Raw genomic sequence first — 13,243 nt, 5'->3', positions numbered from 1 at the left:
AAAGAGGGCGAAAGCGGGATCGCGCGCGCGGTAATCTTCCCGGCATACAAGGGGAGAAGAGATGATTCAGGACGCTTTTGTACGGCTACGCGCAAAACAACTCTACTGGCAGGGCTACCCGCCAGCTGAGATCTCGCGCCTGATGGGTATCAGCCAGAACACAATTTATTCGTGGAAGAAACGCGACGAATGGGACGAAACGCCCGCTATCCAGCGTGTCACGCAATCCATGGATGCTCGTCTTATCCAGCTGACGGACAAGAACGAGAAGACCGGGGGCGACTTCAAGGAGATTGACCTGCTGACCCGGCAACTGAAAAAGCTGAATGACGGCCAGCCAGCAGAAGCGGCTGTTGGTAAAAAAACGCGCAAACGCAAGCTGAAAAACCATTTTACCGATGAGCAGATCACGGCACTGCGGGAAAAAATCCTCGACTCCCTCTCCTGGCATCAGCGCGGATGGTATGAGCAGCGCCACCACCGTAACCGTATGATCCTGAAGTCGCGCCAGATTGGTGCCACCTGGTATTTTGCCCGCGAAGCGCTGCTTGATGCGCTGCGTGATGATGTGAAATACCCGTATCAGCGCAACCAGATATTTTTGTCGGCGTCCCGGCGTCAGGCGCACCAGTTCAGGGGATTTATCCAGAAGGTGGCTGAAGAAGTGGACGTTGAGCTGAAGGGGGGCGACAAGATTGTGTTGTCCAACGGCGCAGAGCTGCACTTTCTCGGTACATCAGCAGCAACCGCGCAGTCATACACAGGCAACCTGAAATTCGATGAATTCTTTTGGGTCAGCAATTTCACCAACCTGCGCAAAGTGGCGGGGGCGATGGCGACACTGAAAGGACTGACGCGAACCTACTTTTCCACACCATCAGGCGAAACGCACGAGGCTTACCCGTTCTGGACGGGCGATCGCTGGAACGAAAAGCGCGCCAAATCGAAGCGGCAGGCGTTTGATGTGACCTGGAAGACGCTCAACAGCGGCCTGCTGTGTCCGGATAAAACCTGGCGTCAGATTGTTACCCTGAAAGACGTTATAGAACATGGCTGGGAGTATACCGACCTTGAAGAGATACAGGATGAGAACAGCGACGATGAATTCCAGAACCTGTACATGTGCGAATTCGTCCGGGATGGTGAGTCAGCGTTCAACCTTAACGCGCTGATCGGCTGCGGGGCTGACGGTTACGACGAATGGCCCGACTGGAAACCTTTCGCCAGCAGACCAATGGGACAACGCGCAGTCTGGATTGGCTATGACGCCAACGGCAGCAGTGGTAAGGGTGACAGCGGCGGGGTATCCGTCACAGTGCCACCTCTGGTGCCCGGTGGTAAGTTCCGCACAATAGAAACTATCCAGGTACAGGGGCTGGAGTTCGAAGAGCAGGCGAAAGTTATCGAAAACCTGACGTTTAAATATAGCGTTCAGCACATTGGCATCGACGTGACCGGTGGTAACGGTGAAGCCGTCTACCAGATAGTGAGAAAGTTCTTCCCCATGGCGGTGCCATACACCTTTAACCTGGCTTCGAAGCGCGCCCTGGTGTTGAAGATGCTCCATATTATTCGCGCCGGTCGCTGGGAATACGATCGCAGTGAACGGGCACTTGTGACGGCGTTCAATGCCGTGCGAAAGGTTAAGACACCAGGCGGGTTTATCACTTATGACACTGACCGATCCCGCGGCATCAGCCATGGCGATCTTGCCTGGGCGACGATGCTCGCCATTATCAACGAACCGCTGGGACAGGAAAAAGACGGCAGCGGTGGATTCGCGATGGAGTTCTGATGAAAAAGAGTAAAAAGAGTTACAACCGCCAGCCAGCCACATCGCGCGACCTGTCTGACGCACTGAGAAGTGCCCCGTCGCTGAGTGCCTTCAGCTTTGACGGCCCTTACCGGGCAGAGAGCTATGATCTGCTGGATAACATGTACTGCGCCGATAATGGCCGGTACTTTGAAACGCCGGTTGACTGGTACGGGCTTGCGCGCGCATCGCGCAAAACGTCATGGCATCAGTCCGCGTTGTACTTTAAGCGCAATGTGTTGCTCGGCTGTTTTATCCCCCACAAATTGTTATCACGTCAGGCGTTCTCCGGGTTTGCCCTTGACTGGTTTGTTTTCGGTAACACCTATCTTGAGCTGCGCACTAACCGACTCGGCGGACCACTGGAGCTACGGCACGCCCTGGCGAAATATACGCGCAGGGGTACAGACCTTGATACTTACTGGTATGTGCAGGAAGGGAAGGAAGAGTACACCTTCCGGCGCGGTGATGTGTGTCACATCATGAATCCTGATATCAATCAGGAAATCTACGGCATGCCGGAGTATATCGGCGGGCTGTTGTCTGCCAGCCTGGCGCATTCTGCGGATACGTTCCGCAAGCTGTACTATGACAACGGCTCTCATGCGGGCTGTATCATCTACATCAGTTCGGCGCAGGCCAACGACAAGAGTGTTGAGGTGGTAAAGAAAACGCTGTCAGAGTCCAGAGGTAAGGGCGCTTTCAAGAATATCCTGCTGCATGCACCTGGCGGCGGCAAAGATGGTGTGCAGATCCTGCCGTTTCAGCAGATCACCGCGAAAGATGAATTCATGAACGTCAAGGCATCTTCCCGCGACGATATCCTTGCCGCTCATCGGGTGCCACCGCAGCTGATGGGAGCGATGCCGGGAGAAAAGGGATCGTTTGGCGACGTGGAGAAAGCTGCACGTGTCTATGCGATTAACGAGCTTATGCCTGTGATGGAAGCCATGAAGCACGTCAACGACTGGCTGGATGAAGAGGTGATCCGGTTTAACCCTTACGCACTGCTGGATCAGAACTAACCCGCAATTCCCCACCATAAACCACCGCCAGCGCTGACTGTTCCGGCCAGCGCATGGCGAACTGCCTGAAACATCATCAAATACTTTCAATGTCCCTGTGTTTCTTCCCTTCTGGTTCAGCGCACTGACACCGGAAACCCTCTAAAAACATCGATCACATCAGAGCGCCTCAGCGCCACGCTGGCAGGCGCTTTCCCTGACCATCAAAACACAATAACGCATGACGAAACGACACGCCAAGAAGCAATTACGACGCTGATCAGCGTATCTGGAGGGGATCCCCCTCCTGCCCCTGTTGCGGGGGCTGTTCCCCCGTCACCTGCGCGCGACAAACGCCCCTTTTTTTGTGCAGGCACGGATCCCGGCTCAGACCGCGCCAGCACAGGCCGGAAAGGGCATAAATTGATTCAAAAAAATTGTGCAAAATTGTGCGCTATTGTGCAAACAAAAAAGCGCCATGAGAGGCGCTTTTATTTTGTATTCATTCTTAAGCAGTGGGCTGCGGTACAGGAGATTCTTTTACATCTGGCAGTGGTTCAGAGAACTGCTCAAAATCACCATATGTGTCTTCATCAAAAAGCGAAACAGCTTCAATTTGATCGATTGGAATCACATGTCGAAAATGTTGTAAGTTCAAAGGAGTGGAATCAAAGGTAATGCCTTTTGCTAAATAGAGATCGTAGTAACGATGCTGTTCTCTATATCGCAAAGAATCCTTATCCCTGTAACCGCTAATGAACGGAATGATTTCAAGGTGTGCGCTACTGTGAAACTCAACACGTGGGGCAGCTACATACCCGATGTACACTTTTCTTGATTTAAGTGTCACAAAGATCAGCATTTCGGTATCAATTGCCTGCACCAATAGACTTTCCAGCGAATCCTTTGATGCCATTTCCCTGTATGCTTTTTGCCTGGCATCTTCATTTTCCATCACCTTACGTGCATCTTTTCCTTCCGAGTAAGCAATAAGGCAGGCAAAAAGCATTGAGGTGACGGCAAAAAGTGGTAACCCCATAACCTTTGCATCAACTAACCACTCAAGAAAATGCCATTCTAATGGCTTGTCCCTGAATAGATTGATCACAAACGGAATGATACCCAGCAGCCAGGCGACCATGTATACCGCAAGAACCAAAAGGAACCCCTGGGCAACAAAACGACACCCATGCATTGCAACATAAAAGTAAGAAGACCAACCGTTTGTCCTGGCATGGTGAATACGCGATTGGTAGTGATTCTCGGTGTACCAAAAACCACACACGAGAATCACTGTGATAATCAATGGAGCCATCAAGCAACATCCTTGTTTGCACGATTATGTAATTTGCGAAGATGTTTCATTTTCCTGATGATATCAGCCTGAACATCAGGGTTCTCAGTGTTCAACGTAGCATTGCCATTCGCATCGACAGTAAGGCGGTATCTGTCTGTTTGCTCAAGATGGGTGTCAACATGAGCCGCCACTGCGTCTGTATACTGACGAAGTACCTTTCCAAATATGCCTTTACGCATAACCCCTCCTTCTCATGGCTACTGATTAACTCTTTTCACATGTTACCTATACTATAGACAACCATATAGATGAAAAAGTGCAACATTATCCGCATTTATCCACTATCGGAACATAGAGCACTTCTACACAACAAAAAACACCTCTTACGAGGTGTTTTTATAACATGCAGAACTCACTTCTTGATCGGGTTTTGTTTAACCGGATCAGTTATTGCTTGCCTGATATTCTTTATATGCCTTCGCATGCTCCTCTTTATTTTTAGCTACCCAATGCACTACATCTTTGCGCGATTGAGTACCAGATGGGAGGAGTTCGCGTATAGACCATTCGATACGCTGTTTTGTTTCGATTGACATCGTACTGCTATCGGAAAAACCTTCATTCAAGAGATAGAGCATTTCATAGCCTTCATAACGGCTAAAGCGCTCGCCATCCGATTTCTTTTTTTTAGGGTCATCACCCTGTTGTTTAGCTTTCCAGTTGTAATCGTCGTATAAAAGATCGTCTTTCGTGATATCGGGCATAACGCCTCCATTTGCTGTGTATTGTCTAGTCCTTTGTACATAAAAAACCAATAATCAGACAATTACAATCACCGAGTTTAAGTAGGTGTTACTGACATCACGCCGCCGCGATGAAAAATGGCGGGAATGCAAGGTCGACTAAAAACATGATGAAAATCCCGCAAATTACCCCATTAACGACAGGATCTCATTTGGCTTTCTTTCCCAATCGACTCCAAATGTTTAATTTTCTCCTTTAATTTCAGTTTGTTATTTCTTCTTAACTGCTTTCTTCCAGCGCACGACAAGGTCACATACCGCCACGTATTCAGACGTCGGTTTATCTTTCTCACCGGCACGCCATGCCTTCACTTCCTGCAACCGGCCATTACTCATGGCAATCAGTCCGCCACCGTGGCGAACGCGGGCACCGCCAGCAATCGAACGCACAACGTCATCACTGACGAAAATTCTGCAACTACGCAGCTGCGCGCCAATGCTGGCTATGGTTTCCTGGCTGACTCCGTTTCGTTTCGCAGCTTCTCTTTGCTGTTCCTGCCGCAGTGCCGCTTCGGCTTTTTTCTTCTGGTATTCCGCAACTGCAGCGGCATAGTTATCCGCGCGCCGCTCCGCCTCGGTCCGCAGCTGTTCTCGCCAACGCCGTTCTGCCTCGTCCGGTGTCAGGCTCATATCTTTCGCAGCTGCCACTTTTGGCCCCCACGTCAACGCAGTTTCATCATCAACAGACGTGCGCAGACCGCGCGCGGTACGCTCGAAGGCTTGATCTGAGCTTTCGCGGCCAAAGTTTTTCAGTCTGCTGGTGATTTCCTGCCGTTGCTGGCGTGAATATCGGCGCAAATCTTCGATATTCAGCGGAAGTTCTGTCATCTGACTGTCCGGGTGATCAATACCGGCATGCATCGTCGGTTTTGACGGTGTGGTACCAGCTGGCACCGCCACTTTTAACGGTGGTTTTTCGTCCGTTCCGGAGCGCCCCGTACAGTTATTGACAGAACTCCAAGGGGCGGCGTTGCCGCCTGGAAAATCAAGGTCAACACCCTTTGTTTCCTGGCTTTTGCGCTTCGGTACAATTTTGTATTGAGCGGTGCGGGTGTAGATGATGGCGTCGCTGCCCGCCAGCGGGCAGTAAATCCCTTCGATTTTTGAGACCGTATCACCATAATCGTTGCCGTTTTCGGTGGTGCTGTAGTGCAGGCGGATCTTCAGCAGGTCGCGCTCAACAAACGCTCCGCCCTGAAGCTGGACGTAGTCCTTCCAGCTTGCGCCATCAGCAGCTGCGCGAACGGGTTCAATCTCCGGGTGCAGTACCAGCTCGCGACTTCCAAGGCGACGAAGCTCGCGCCATGTCGTGACGGGAGCGCCGCCAATCTGCTGGAACTGACGAATGCCCCAGCGTGAAGCCCATGCCCTGACGCGCCTGGCTTCTTCTTTGATGGGGTTGCCGGTTTCCTTATCCACCTCACCATCCATGCCGTAACCATCAATATTTTTCGAAATATATTTGACGATATAGCCGATTGCGCGACCACGACTCTTGTCTTCCCGTTCGACCTTAAAGCGATGCTTGTCCGCCCCCGGCTCGTTGCCGTCTTCTTTAAGGGCGTGCATACGGAAAACCTCGGTTGCTTCCTCCACGTCTTCAGGACGGAACCACAGCACGAGATGCCAGTGTGGTGTTGAATCGTGATGAGGTTCAGCAGTACGAAAACCGAATGTGCGGATACCCCGGCGCTTCCATGCAGCCCGCGTGCGTGCCCATACCTTGCAAAGATATTTCTGGGTCGTTCTGGGATCCGTATTCCGATATTTATCGTTGCGTTTGCCCGTGGCGATATGCATTGCATGGCATTTGGATGGGGCCGTGAGGGTGTAGAACATTCCGACTAACCCCATGTCATCGGCTATTTCCTGAAATCCTGCTGCTCGGGTGGTCAGCTCAAGGCGCGCTATCTTTGGGTTGGCTGTGCTTGACATGACCTTGTCAAACAATGACGAACGCTCCCCGGTATCCTGATCTTCAAGCTCCATAGCACTGAGATATTCAAAGTTTGCTTTCTTCTGCGCAGCCCACTCTTTCAGGCAGGGTTCTGAACATTTCGGGGAGGCGTGTTTGCTGACATACCCCGTTGCAATCATCAGATGTTCGCGCCAGCGGTCATGGATGCGGCGAATTTTGCCTAGCCACCATTTTTCTGAGTGAAGCCTTCCTGCTGCTCGCAACGCTTCGTCAGCATCCAGTTCTTCATCGCAGTAACGTTGCCAGCCAGGGATCGCGAGATTGAGCGTCGTTGCTTTGCTGGCTATGGCTCCGTAGGCATAGAGCGAGGAAAACTCCAGATCGGCTGTCTGTTCGTACTGAAAATCAAACTCGCGCATAAACTCGCTTTTCATCAGATTCGCAAGCTTATACGCCAGTCTTTTCAGGCGTTTTTTGTCCGCCCACGGCAACAGGTGAAAGTCATCACGCAGCGGTAAAAGAATTGCAGGAAGCGTACTTTGTGGCAGGTATTGCGTATTCACCGCATCAACGCGGCGTAAAACATGGCGTTCGAATGTGCCAAACAACCATTTAACCGCTCTGGATGGATCCTGCTCGCCCAGTTCCTCCAGTTGCCGTGAGAAACGGTAACGGATAAATGCAGGCAGAGCCTGAAGACGGCGTCGGATATGCTTTACCCGACGTTCGTGAGCGAGTCGATCGCGTTCTATCGCGCCCTGTCCGGTTGTCGGGCAGAGCTCAATAATGTCATCTGGTGGCAGCGTCTTGCGTTCCCCCTCGGGATTGAGATAGGTAATGCCTCCGGTAACAGCGGTATCATCTGCGAGTGACGATGCTGGAGCTGAGGTCAGTCCGTTGGCGGCCGCAATGTCATAATCCGGTGAATTCCAGACATAGGCATAATTCACCTTCTCATTACGGCCATTGGCTTTTGATAAATCCGGGTTTATTTGCACGGATGATTTAGTTGTGCTCATATTTCACCCAGGCACAACTAATCATGAAAAAGAGGGAAGTATGGAACATCGGTACACGCGGGAATGCGAACGACCTGATTACGATGACAAAATCAGCCAGTGGCTTGAGCAACAGCCGGAGGATCCCTGGGGCTCCATGGAATATCCGGTAGCTGTCTACCACAATGGCTTTATCTACCGAGCTATAACTGGCTCTGGTCTGGGGGATTACGTCAGTATTTGCGAGTTTCTGAAAAGGCTTGGCCTGGTTAACCTCCTTCCAGATGATGGAATGTTTCGCGGCTATGACGCCGTTTTCGCAGCACCTGCCGTCAAAGTGGATATCGCTAAAGGAAAAATGAAACTGGCGGATATACCGAGAAACCCACCACCGCCCAAACCTGAATATGATGACGATTATTTTTGGAATGATGATGATCCTGAGGATTCTCCCCGGTAGTCTGGTTGTGCCGGGGGCAGCATACCCGGCATCGACTTCGTTGTAGAAAGTATGAGAAGGCATCAGAATGGCACCTCGTCATCAAACCCGTAAAAAGCCACCTGGTGCCAATGCACCCACAAGCCTTTGAGGCCCACCTTCTCCGCAGGGCAAAACCAAACGATTTCAATCTCGCCCATGGTTTCGACTAGCATATTCAGCCCCGGAATGTCGTCTTCTTCATGCCTGACCAACTGGCACAGGATGGAGTCAATTACCATCACGCCACCTCTTTAAATTTGTGAGATATGCGGAGTACACCGATCACCTCGCCAGCCATATCGCGGCTTTTAGCGCTAACAGAGCGGCGAACGTTGAAGGAGTGGAGATTGAAAGCGGAATAGATCTCGCGGGTTTCCGGGGTGTCGCTGTTGGATATCACCGCGCGATGACCATACTGGTGATTAACATTGAGCAGGGCTGCAACCAAGGCGCGATGATCATCCAGGGTAAACGGCTTGCCGTAGGTGGTGAAACTGGCTGTTTTGCTGGCCGGTATGTATGGGGGGTCGCAATAAATAACTGCTTCATGAGCCAGCCGCATAGAGCCAAGGATTGAATCGCGAAAGTCGCCATGACGGAAAAGCGCTTTCGTGTCATTGGCCTTTTCAGCAAACAAACGCATTTCATTTTCAGGGAAGTAAGGCGCGGCATATTTTCCAAAGGGCGAGTTAAATTCCCCCTTCAGATTTTCGCGATAAAGACCGTTGTACGTATGGCGATTCAGGTACAAAAAATACGCAGCATGAAGCAACGCAGCATCCGGATCTAAGTCCGCTTTTTGGGTCAGAGAATTGAATTCAGCTCGCCGCTTATAAAATTCCTCGGCATTATTCCCGCCGCTAAATATCCAGCGACAGGCAGAAATTGTGTCCTCTGGTCGGCCTGTTAGTTGACGGAAGAAGTTGATCAGATTCAGATTGCTATCGCAAAGCACATAGTGACGGTATTCCGTATTCATAAATACGGTTCCGCTACCAACGAATGGCTCAATCAGACAATCAGCTTTTGGCAAATGCTCCAGCAGTTGCGGCATAACGCGAGCTTTTCCACCCGCCCATTTCAGAGGTGACTTAATCATTTTCAACCTCACAACGATTCGAGGTGTGGGGAAGTCAGGCGCTGCCAGATCTCGCAAACCTGCTCGGCGCGATAAACAGCATCTGTCAGCATATAAGTCGCTGTAGAACGGCGCGGATGCGGGACATACCCGGTAACGCCAGCGATATGGATCAATGTTGATAGGTAACGAATGTCGAAAGACGGTAATGATGGACCAAGACCATGGCGGGAAAGAGCATACGCGAGCGTAGCAACGTCTGCTGAGTCTCCGGCTGACCAGCAAATGAGTTTTTCGTGTTTTGAGGCATTGTCTTTGATAAAACGACAGACGCCACTGACAGCATCAATCTCTCGACAGGTAGCATTGATAACCTCAGCACGTTGTTCGGCATCCCCCTTCATGAGCTGTAAAACCGTTTCAGGGTAAATACCGCCCACGGTTCTGATATCAATTGCACGGTAATATTGCGGGCCAATCTTCCCCGTTGATGGTTCGAAAAAAACGCACTCAATAGCGAACACTGGAGAATCAGGGGATTTCCCCAATACGCGAATATCTAACATGATGTTGTTCATAAGCTTTTATCCTCACTGATGATTAATTCGCGGTTGCTGATCCACCGCTCGACTGATAAATGAATTTCTTCCTGAGTGGCACTTTCCTTTTTCAGTTGGCTCATAAAAATACGCAGCAGACCAAGAAGGTGAGCACGTTCGCTTTTCCGTGCATTGGTGTTTATTTCCATAAAGTCCGGATCACTAATTCCGCTCTCCAGTTTTATTGATTTAACCGACATGGCAACCTCCTGAAAAAGGCAAAATGAAGCCCGACATAATGAATGCCTTTAATTTTCAAACCTGATTAGCTAGTGATTAGGACGTGGTTTCCGCTTAACCTGTTTAAATATCCTTTCATGCCAATAATAAAGAAAATCAATAAAGGTCATTCGAGCCCGCTCATGATTTCCGCGAATTGTTTTCTCCAGACCATAAATAATTAAATCAATTGATGGACTGTCAGGAGTTACAACAATGCGTGCGCCATTTTTTAAATTAACAGTAAAACCTTTCTCCGCGTTCTCCACCGCTTCGCGAATCAGCATTTCCCGTTCCCACGATGTTTTCTCTTCAGTAAACACGTAAGCCTCCTACCACTACAGTAGTTTTTTGAATGCTCTTACCAGAGTGATAAGCAAACCTTTGTTTATCTTTTTCGTATAAACAAAAGGCTTACTCATACCTTTAATAAAGCGTACCTTGTTCGGTTCTGGTTTAAAGAACCGTCCGTCTGGGCACTCGATCCAACCGCGAGTATTGCGGCAGTGCGTGACTTGGCAACCCTGCCTTAACAGGCTGGCAAGTGATGGAGCGTTATTGTTCATATCTTGTTCCTGCTACAGTTGTCTGCGGGACTTGCGTTCTACTTCTTCGCGTCTGGCTTTGAACTCAGAAACCTGCTTCTCTTTCTGTTGCTTGACATTATTGCAATGCCGTCTTATCAGAAACTGAATCAGATTTAAAATCAGCACTGCAAATATAAAGAGCACTGCGCCGATCATCATTTCCATCATCATTGCAGTCCTCATTTATAAGAAACTGCTGTTTTTTAACATACGGTCAATCGTGGCGCAGGCTTCTGCTAATGCGAAATCACGGCCATAGTAATTATCCGTTTCTGCCTTATCGTCACGCTTGTTTATCAAATAAGTCTGACGAGCGTTAAAAATATTACGTGGCGTTTTACGAATGGTGAAACCGCGATAAGCGAAAGTGTTTTTACTGACCTGTACAGCGCCGTGAATACTTCCGGCATGTGATCCGTGTTGTGAATACTGTTTTCGCATTACTAATTACTCCTTATGCGCGGTTTTGTAGGGTGGAACGGCTATTACGTTTCAACACATTGTGTTTGTTGCCAGTGGTGCGGCGATAAGTTGCTTTATCTCGCATCAGGCGGTCGATGTAGTGTTTTTCTTCCGGGGTAATTAGTGCGCGGCAGTGTGCTACAGCGTCCCAGTATTCTTGCAGCATGATGAAACGTTTTGGACGTTTTGAACCTGGCATACCCTCGCGGTGGACTGGCAGTTGTGCGCGATCCATCAGATTACGAACTGATTTGAGGGTTCTGCCTGTCAGGTAGGCGAATTCAACAGGTGTAACGAAAATCTGCTTTTGAAGTTCTTCAGTGTTCATGTCCCTGATGCCGTCAGCCTGCGAAGTAGTCATTTTGCAAGTGCGTGCAACGCGGGCTACATCTAATGGGAATTGCCGTAAATGTTGAGATCCCGCGTTTAATTCGATTTCTCGTGATTGTGTCATTTGTTAGACTCCAACGTTGAGGCATATTGAGGCTAATGTAGCCTCTTTGCCTAAAGGTGGTCATTGTGCTTAGTTAAGTACCAAATGACCGATATCGGGTAATATGACGAGATCAAAGCATTATGTCAATGACGCAAGGTGAGAAATTAAGCCTTATCAGAGAATCTGAACGCCTTACTAAACGCCAACTTACTGATTTAACGGGGTTGAGTTATTCAACTTATGGCGGGTATGAGCGCGACACGACCAAAATGACTCTTGAGTCAGCAATCAAGCTCTTTGGACATCCACGGTTCCATAAGTACCAGGAGTGGTTCATGTACGACCGTACGGACCCGAGCCGAGGCCAAATAGCACCGGCTCTCGCACACAATGGGCCAGACGAAATTCAGTCAGACCCCTCCGGGAAACAGATTGGTTAACTTTATATAAACATTACATTTTTACTATTTGTTACCAGGATAGTGATCTGACTGTTGGAGGGTTTTCTTATGTCCGTTAAGAAACTCGAAGATGGTCGCTATGAAGTGGATGTAAGGCCGCGCGGGCGCGACGGAAAGCGCATACGGCGGAAGTTTGATAGGAAAGCAGACGCACATGCTTTTGAGCGCAGCATCATTGCAAAGTATCAAAATCATGATTACCTGAACAGACCAGCTGATAAACGAAAACTAAGCGAGTTCATTGCTCTTTGGTGGCAGTTAATAGGGCGGAATAAGAACTATGCAAACCGCAGGCTTAGTGCTGTTAACTGCATTTGCCAGGATATGGGGGATCCCATGATTTACCAGATTGATGCTCGATGCCTTATCGACTACCGCGCATACAGACTGGAGCAGGGGATTAAGGCTTCAACGATAAATCATGACCTGTTTGCTCTTAGTGGCGTGTTTAAAGCTATGGCTGAAATTGATGAGTTTCACGGTGAGAATCCGGTAACAGCAATTTCAGCACTGAAAGAGCCTAAAACGGAAATGTCGTATTTCACTGAGTCGGAAGTAAACCGGTTGTTATCCCTGTGCTCTGGTGATTACTACCGTATTGCCGTTCTGCTACTTGCCACTGGTGCTCGGTGGGGTGAAGCCTACCAGCTTAAGGCTGAAAACATTGTCGGTAACAGGGTGATGTTTACGATCACTAAAAATGGAGATCGGAGAGTGGTTCCCATATCTGACGACATTGCAAAAATAGTGAAACATCGGGAGTCAGGAAGGTTGTTCCGCGTGAGCTATAAAACCTTTCGTCTGCGCATGAAGGAAGCAAAGCCCAATCTTCCAGATGGGCAAGCTGCGCACGCGCTACGTCATACGTTCGCTACGCACTTCATGATCAAGGGCGGAAATATTATCGCGTTACAACGTATTCTTGGTCATTCCGACATATCACAGACAATGACTTACGCTCACTTCGCGCCGGACTATTTATTGGACGCTGTGAGCTACAATCCCCTCAGTGGAATGTCCACATTATGTCCACACTCTGGAGGCAATGCAGGGGTTTTGAGGGTTAGTTGAGTCTGTAATATACTGA

The 13,243-nt window shown here is 49.5% G+C and carries 18 protein-coding genes; 5 read left to right on the top strand and 13 right to left on the bottom strand.

The window, feature by feature from the left end; translation table 11 throughout:
* Positions 1 to 61: 61 nt before the first annotated feature.
* Both HV261_RS20125 and HV261_RS20120 read left to right on the top strand, forming a co-directional pair.
* Positions 62 to 1,795 (top strand): terminase large subunit domain-containing protein, encoded by a 1,734-nt coding sequence (locus HV261_RS20125; protein ID WP_202039252.1) that lies wholly within the window; start codon positions 62 to 64, stop codon positions 1,793 to 1,795.
* Entirely contained in the window at positions 1,795 to 2,838 is a 1,044-nt protein-coding gene (locus HV261_RS20120; protein WP_202039251.1) for a phage portal protein, read from the top strand. The genes HV261_RS20125 and HV261_RS20120 overlap by 1 nt, the downstream gene beginning before the upstream one ends.
* Positions 2,839 to 3,325: 487 nt before the next feature.
* On the opposite strand, the gene HV261_RS20115 is transcribed toward HV261_RS20120, so the two are convergent.
* The 4 genes from HV261_RS20115 to HV261_RS20100 all read right to left on the bottom strand — a co-directional run bounded on the left by HV261_RS20115 (position 3,326) and on the right by HV261_RS20100 (position 7,854).
* The gene (locus tag HV261_RS20115; protein WP_199953263.1) at positions 3,326 to 4,132 is read right to left on the bottom strand and encodes a hypothetical protein; all 807 of its coding nucleotides are present in this window, start codon (positions 4,130 to 4,132) and stop codon (positions 3,326 to 3,328) included.
* Positions 4,132 to 4,353 carry a hypothetical protein gene (locus HV261_RS20110; protein ID WP_199953262.1) on the bottom strand — a complete coding sequence of 74 codons (222 nt, stop codon included), beginning with the start codon at positions 4,351 to 4,353 and terminating at the stop codon, positions 4,132 to 4,134. The genes HV261_RS20115 and HV261_RS20110 overlap by 1 nt, the downstream gene beginning before the upstream one ends.
* Before the next feature lie 204 nt (positions 4,354 to 4,557).
* Positions 4,558 to 4,878, bottom strand: coding sequence for a hypothetical protein (locus HV261_RS20105; protein WP_199953261.1), 321 nt, complete (start codon positions 4,876 to 4,878; stop codon positions 4,558 to 4,560).
* A gap of 249 nt (positions 4,879 to 5,127) precedes the next feature.
* The gene (locus HV261_RS20100) at positions 5,128 to 7,854 is read right to left on the bottom strand and encodes a replication endonuclease (protein WP_202039250.1); all 2,727 of its coding nucleotides are present in this window, start codon (positions 7,852 to 7,854) and stop codon (positions 5,128 to 5,130) included.
* Between the two features lie 40 nt (positions 7,855 to 7,894).
* Between HV261_RS20100 and HV261_RS20095 the strand changes: the two genes are divergently transcribed.
* Positions 7,895 to 8,293 (top strand): hypothetical protein, encoded by a 399-nt coding sequence (locus HV261_RS20095; protein ID WP_202039249.1) that lies wholly within the window; start codon positions 7,895 to 7,897, stop codon positions 8,291 to 8,293.
* Between the two features lie 62 nt (positions 8,294 to 8,355).
* On the opposite strand, the gene HV261_RS20090 is transcribed toward HV261_RS20095, so the two are convergent.
* The 9 genes from HV261_RS20090 to HV261_RS20050 all read right to left on the bottom strand — a co-directional run bounded on the left by HV261_RS20090 (position 8,356) and on the right by HV261_RS20050 (position 11,587).
* Positions 8,356 to 8,553 (bottom strand): hypothetical protein, encoded by a 198-nt coding sequence (locus HV261_RS20090; protein WP_202039248.1) that lies wholly within the window; start codon positions 8,551 to 8,553, stop codon positions 8,356 to 8,358.
* Complete coding sequence (locus tag HV261_RS20085) at positions 8,553 to 9,413, bottom strand: DNA adenine methylase (RefSeq protein ID WP_202039729.1); 861 nt, start codon at positions 9,411 to 9,413, stop codon at positions 8,553 to 8,555. The genes HV261_RS20090 and HV261_RS20085 overlap by 1 nt, the downstream gene beginning before the upstream one ends.
* An 8-nt stretch (positions 9,414 to 9,421) precedes the next feature.
* Complete coding sequence (locus HV261_RS20080; protein ID WP_124021242.1) at positions 9,422 to 9,970, bottom strand: 3'-5' exonuclease; 549 nt, start codon at positions 9,968 to 9,970, stop codon at positions 9,422 to 9,424.
* Positions 9,967 to 10,191 (bottom strand): hypothetical protein, encoded by a 225-nt coding sequence (locus HV261_RS20075; protein ID WP_124021243.1) that lies wholly within the window; start codon positions 10,189 to 10,191, stop codon positions 9,967 to 9,969. Before HV261_RS20075 ends, HV261_RS20080 begins: the two co-directional genes overlap by 4 nt.
* Positions 10,192 to 10,260: 69 nt before the next feature.
* Complete coding sequence (locus HV261_RS20070) at positions 10,261 to 10,533, bottom strand: hypothetical protein (RefSeq protein ID WP_101743133.1); 273 nt, start codon at positions 10,531 to 10,533, stop codon at positions 10,261 to 10,263.
* 15 nt (positions 10,534 to 10,548) lie between these two features.
* Complete coding sequence (locus HV261_RS20065; RefSeq protein WP_202039247.1) at positions 10,549 to 10,776, bottom strand: phage filamentation protein Fil family protein; 228 nt, start codon at positions 10,774 to 10,776, stop codon at positions 10,549 to 10,551.
* A gap of 12 nt (positions 10,777 to 10,788) precedes the next feature.
* Positions 10,789 to 10,968 carry a hypothetical protein gene (locus HV261_RS20060; protein ID WP_124021245.1) on the bottom strand — a complete coding sequence of 60 codons (180 nt, stop codon included), beginning with the start codon at positions 10,966 to 10,968 and terminating at the stop codon, positions 10,789 to 10,791.
* A gap of 12 nt (positions 10,969 to 10,980) precedes the next feature.
* The gene (locus HV261_RS20055) at positions 10,981 to 11,238 is read right to left on the bottom strand and encodes a DUF4761 family protein (protein ID WP_124021246.1); all 258 of its coding nucleotides are present in this window, start codon (positions 11,236 to 11,238) and stop codon (positions 10,981 to 10,983) included.
* Between the two features lie 13 nt (positions 11,239 to 11,251).
* Positions 11,252 to 11,587, bottom strand: coding sequence for a hypothetical protein (locus tag HV261_RS20050; protein WP_003835821.1), 336 nt, complete (start codon positions 11,585 to 11,587; stop codon positions 11,252 to 11,254).
* Between the two features lie 248 nt (positions 11,588 to 11,835).
* Here HV261_RS20050 and HV261_RS20045 point away from each other — a divergent pair, with 248 nt between their 5' ends.
* Both HV261_RS20045 and HV261_RS20040 read left to right on the top strand, forming a co-directional pair.
* Positions 11,836 to 12,135: a helix-turn-helix transcriptional regulator gene (locus HV261_RS20045; protein WP_124021247.1), complete on the top strand. Its 300-nt coding sequence runs from the start codon at positions 11,836 to 11,838 to the stop codon at positions 12,133 to 12,135.
* 69 nt (positions 12,136 to 12,204) lie between these two features.
* On the top strand, positions 12,205 to 13,227 hold the full coding sequence (locus HV261_RS20040) for a phage integrase (protein WP_003835817.1): 1,023 nt from the start codon (positions 12,205 to 12,207) through the stop codon (positions 13,225 to 13,227).
* Positions 13,228 to 13,243 lie beyond the last annotated feature (16 nt).

The sequence above is a fragment of the Citrobacter sp. RHBSTW-00671 genome, assembly GCF_014103415.1.
GTDB lineage: Bacteria > Pseudomonadota > Gammaproteobacteria > Enterobacterales > Enterobacteriaceae > Citrobacter.
The sequence above is the reverse complement of the archived record's forward strand: the minus strand, read 5'-3'. Positions and strand labels throughout refer to the sequence as shown.

Bases quoted from the DNA above. Each gene is read 5' to 3' on its own strand.
- HV261_RS20125 (WP_202039252.1), top strand. From the start codon at position 62: ATGATTCAGGACGCTTTTGTACGGCTACGCGCAAAACAACTCTACTGG.
- HV261_RS20120 (WP_202039251.1), top strand. From the start codon at position 1,795: ATGAAAAAGAGTAAAAAGAGTTACAACCGCCAGCCAGCCACATCGCGC.
- HV261_RS20115 (WP_199953263.1), bottom strand. From the start codon at position 4,132: ATGGCTCCATTGATTATCACAGTGATTCTCGTGTGTGGTTTTTGGTAC.
- HV261_RS20110 (WP_199953262.1), bottom strand. From the start codon at position 4,353: ATGCGTAAAGGCATATTTGGAAAGGTACTTCGTCAGTATACAGACGCA.
- HV261_RS20105 (WP_199953261.1), bottom strand. From the start codon at position 4,878: ATGCCCGATATCACGAAAGACGATCTTTTATACGACGATTACAACTGG.
- HV261_RS20100 (WP_202039250.1), bottom strand. From the start codon at position 7,854: ATGAGCACAACTAAATCATCCGTGCAAATAAACCCGGATTTATCAAAA.
- HV261_RS20095 (WP_202039249.1), top strand. From the start codon at position 7,895: ATGGAACATCGGTACACGCGGGAATGCGAACGACCTGATTACGATGAC.
- HV261_RS20090 (WP_202039248.1), bottom strand. From the start codon at position 8,553: ATGGTAATTGACTCCATCCTGTGCCAGTTGGTCAGGCATGAAGAAGAC.
- HV261_RS20085 (WP_202039729.1), bottom strand. From the start codon at position 9,413: ATGATTAAGTCACCTCTGAAATGGGCGGGTGGAAAAGCTCGCGTTATG.
- HV261_RS20080 (WP_124021242.1), bottom strand. From the start codon at position 9,970: ATGAACAACATCATGTTAGATATTCGCGTATTGGGGAAATCCCCTGAT.
- HV261_RS20075 (WP_124021243.1), bottom strand. From the start codon at position 10,191: ATGTCGGTTAAATCAATAAAACTGGAGAGCGGAATTAGTGATCCGGAC.
- HV261_RS20065 (WP_202039247.1), bottom strand. From the start codon at position 10,776: ATGAACAATAACGCTCCATCACTTGCCAGCCTGTTAAGGCAGGGTTGC.
- HV261_RS20060 (WP_124021245.1), bottom strand. From the start codon at position 10,968: ATGATGATGGAAATGATGATCGGCGCAGTGCTCTTTATATTTGCAGTG.
- HV261_RS20055 (WP_124021246.1), bottom strand. From the start codon at position 11,238: ATGCGAAAACAGTATTCACAACACGGATCACATGCCGGAAGTATTCAC.
- HV261_RS20050 (WP_003835821.1), bottom strand. From the start codon at position 11,587: ATGAACACTGAAGAACTTCAAAAGCAGATTTTCGTTACACCTGTTGAA.
- HV261_RS20045 (WP_124021247.1), top strand. From the start codon at position 11,836: ATGTCAATGACGCAAGGTGAGAAATTAAGCCTTATCAGAGAATCTGAA.
- HV261_RS20040 (WP_003835817.1), top strand. From the start codon at position 12,205: ATGTCCGTTAAGAAACTCGAAGATGGTCGCTATGAAGTGGATGTAAGG.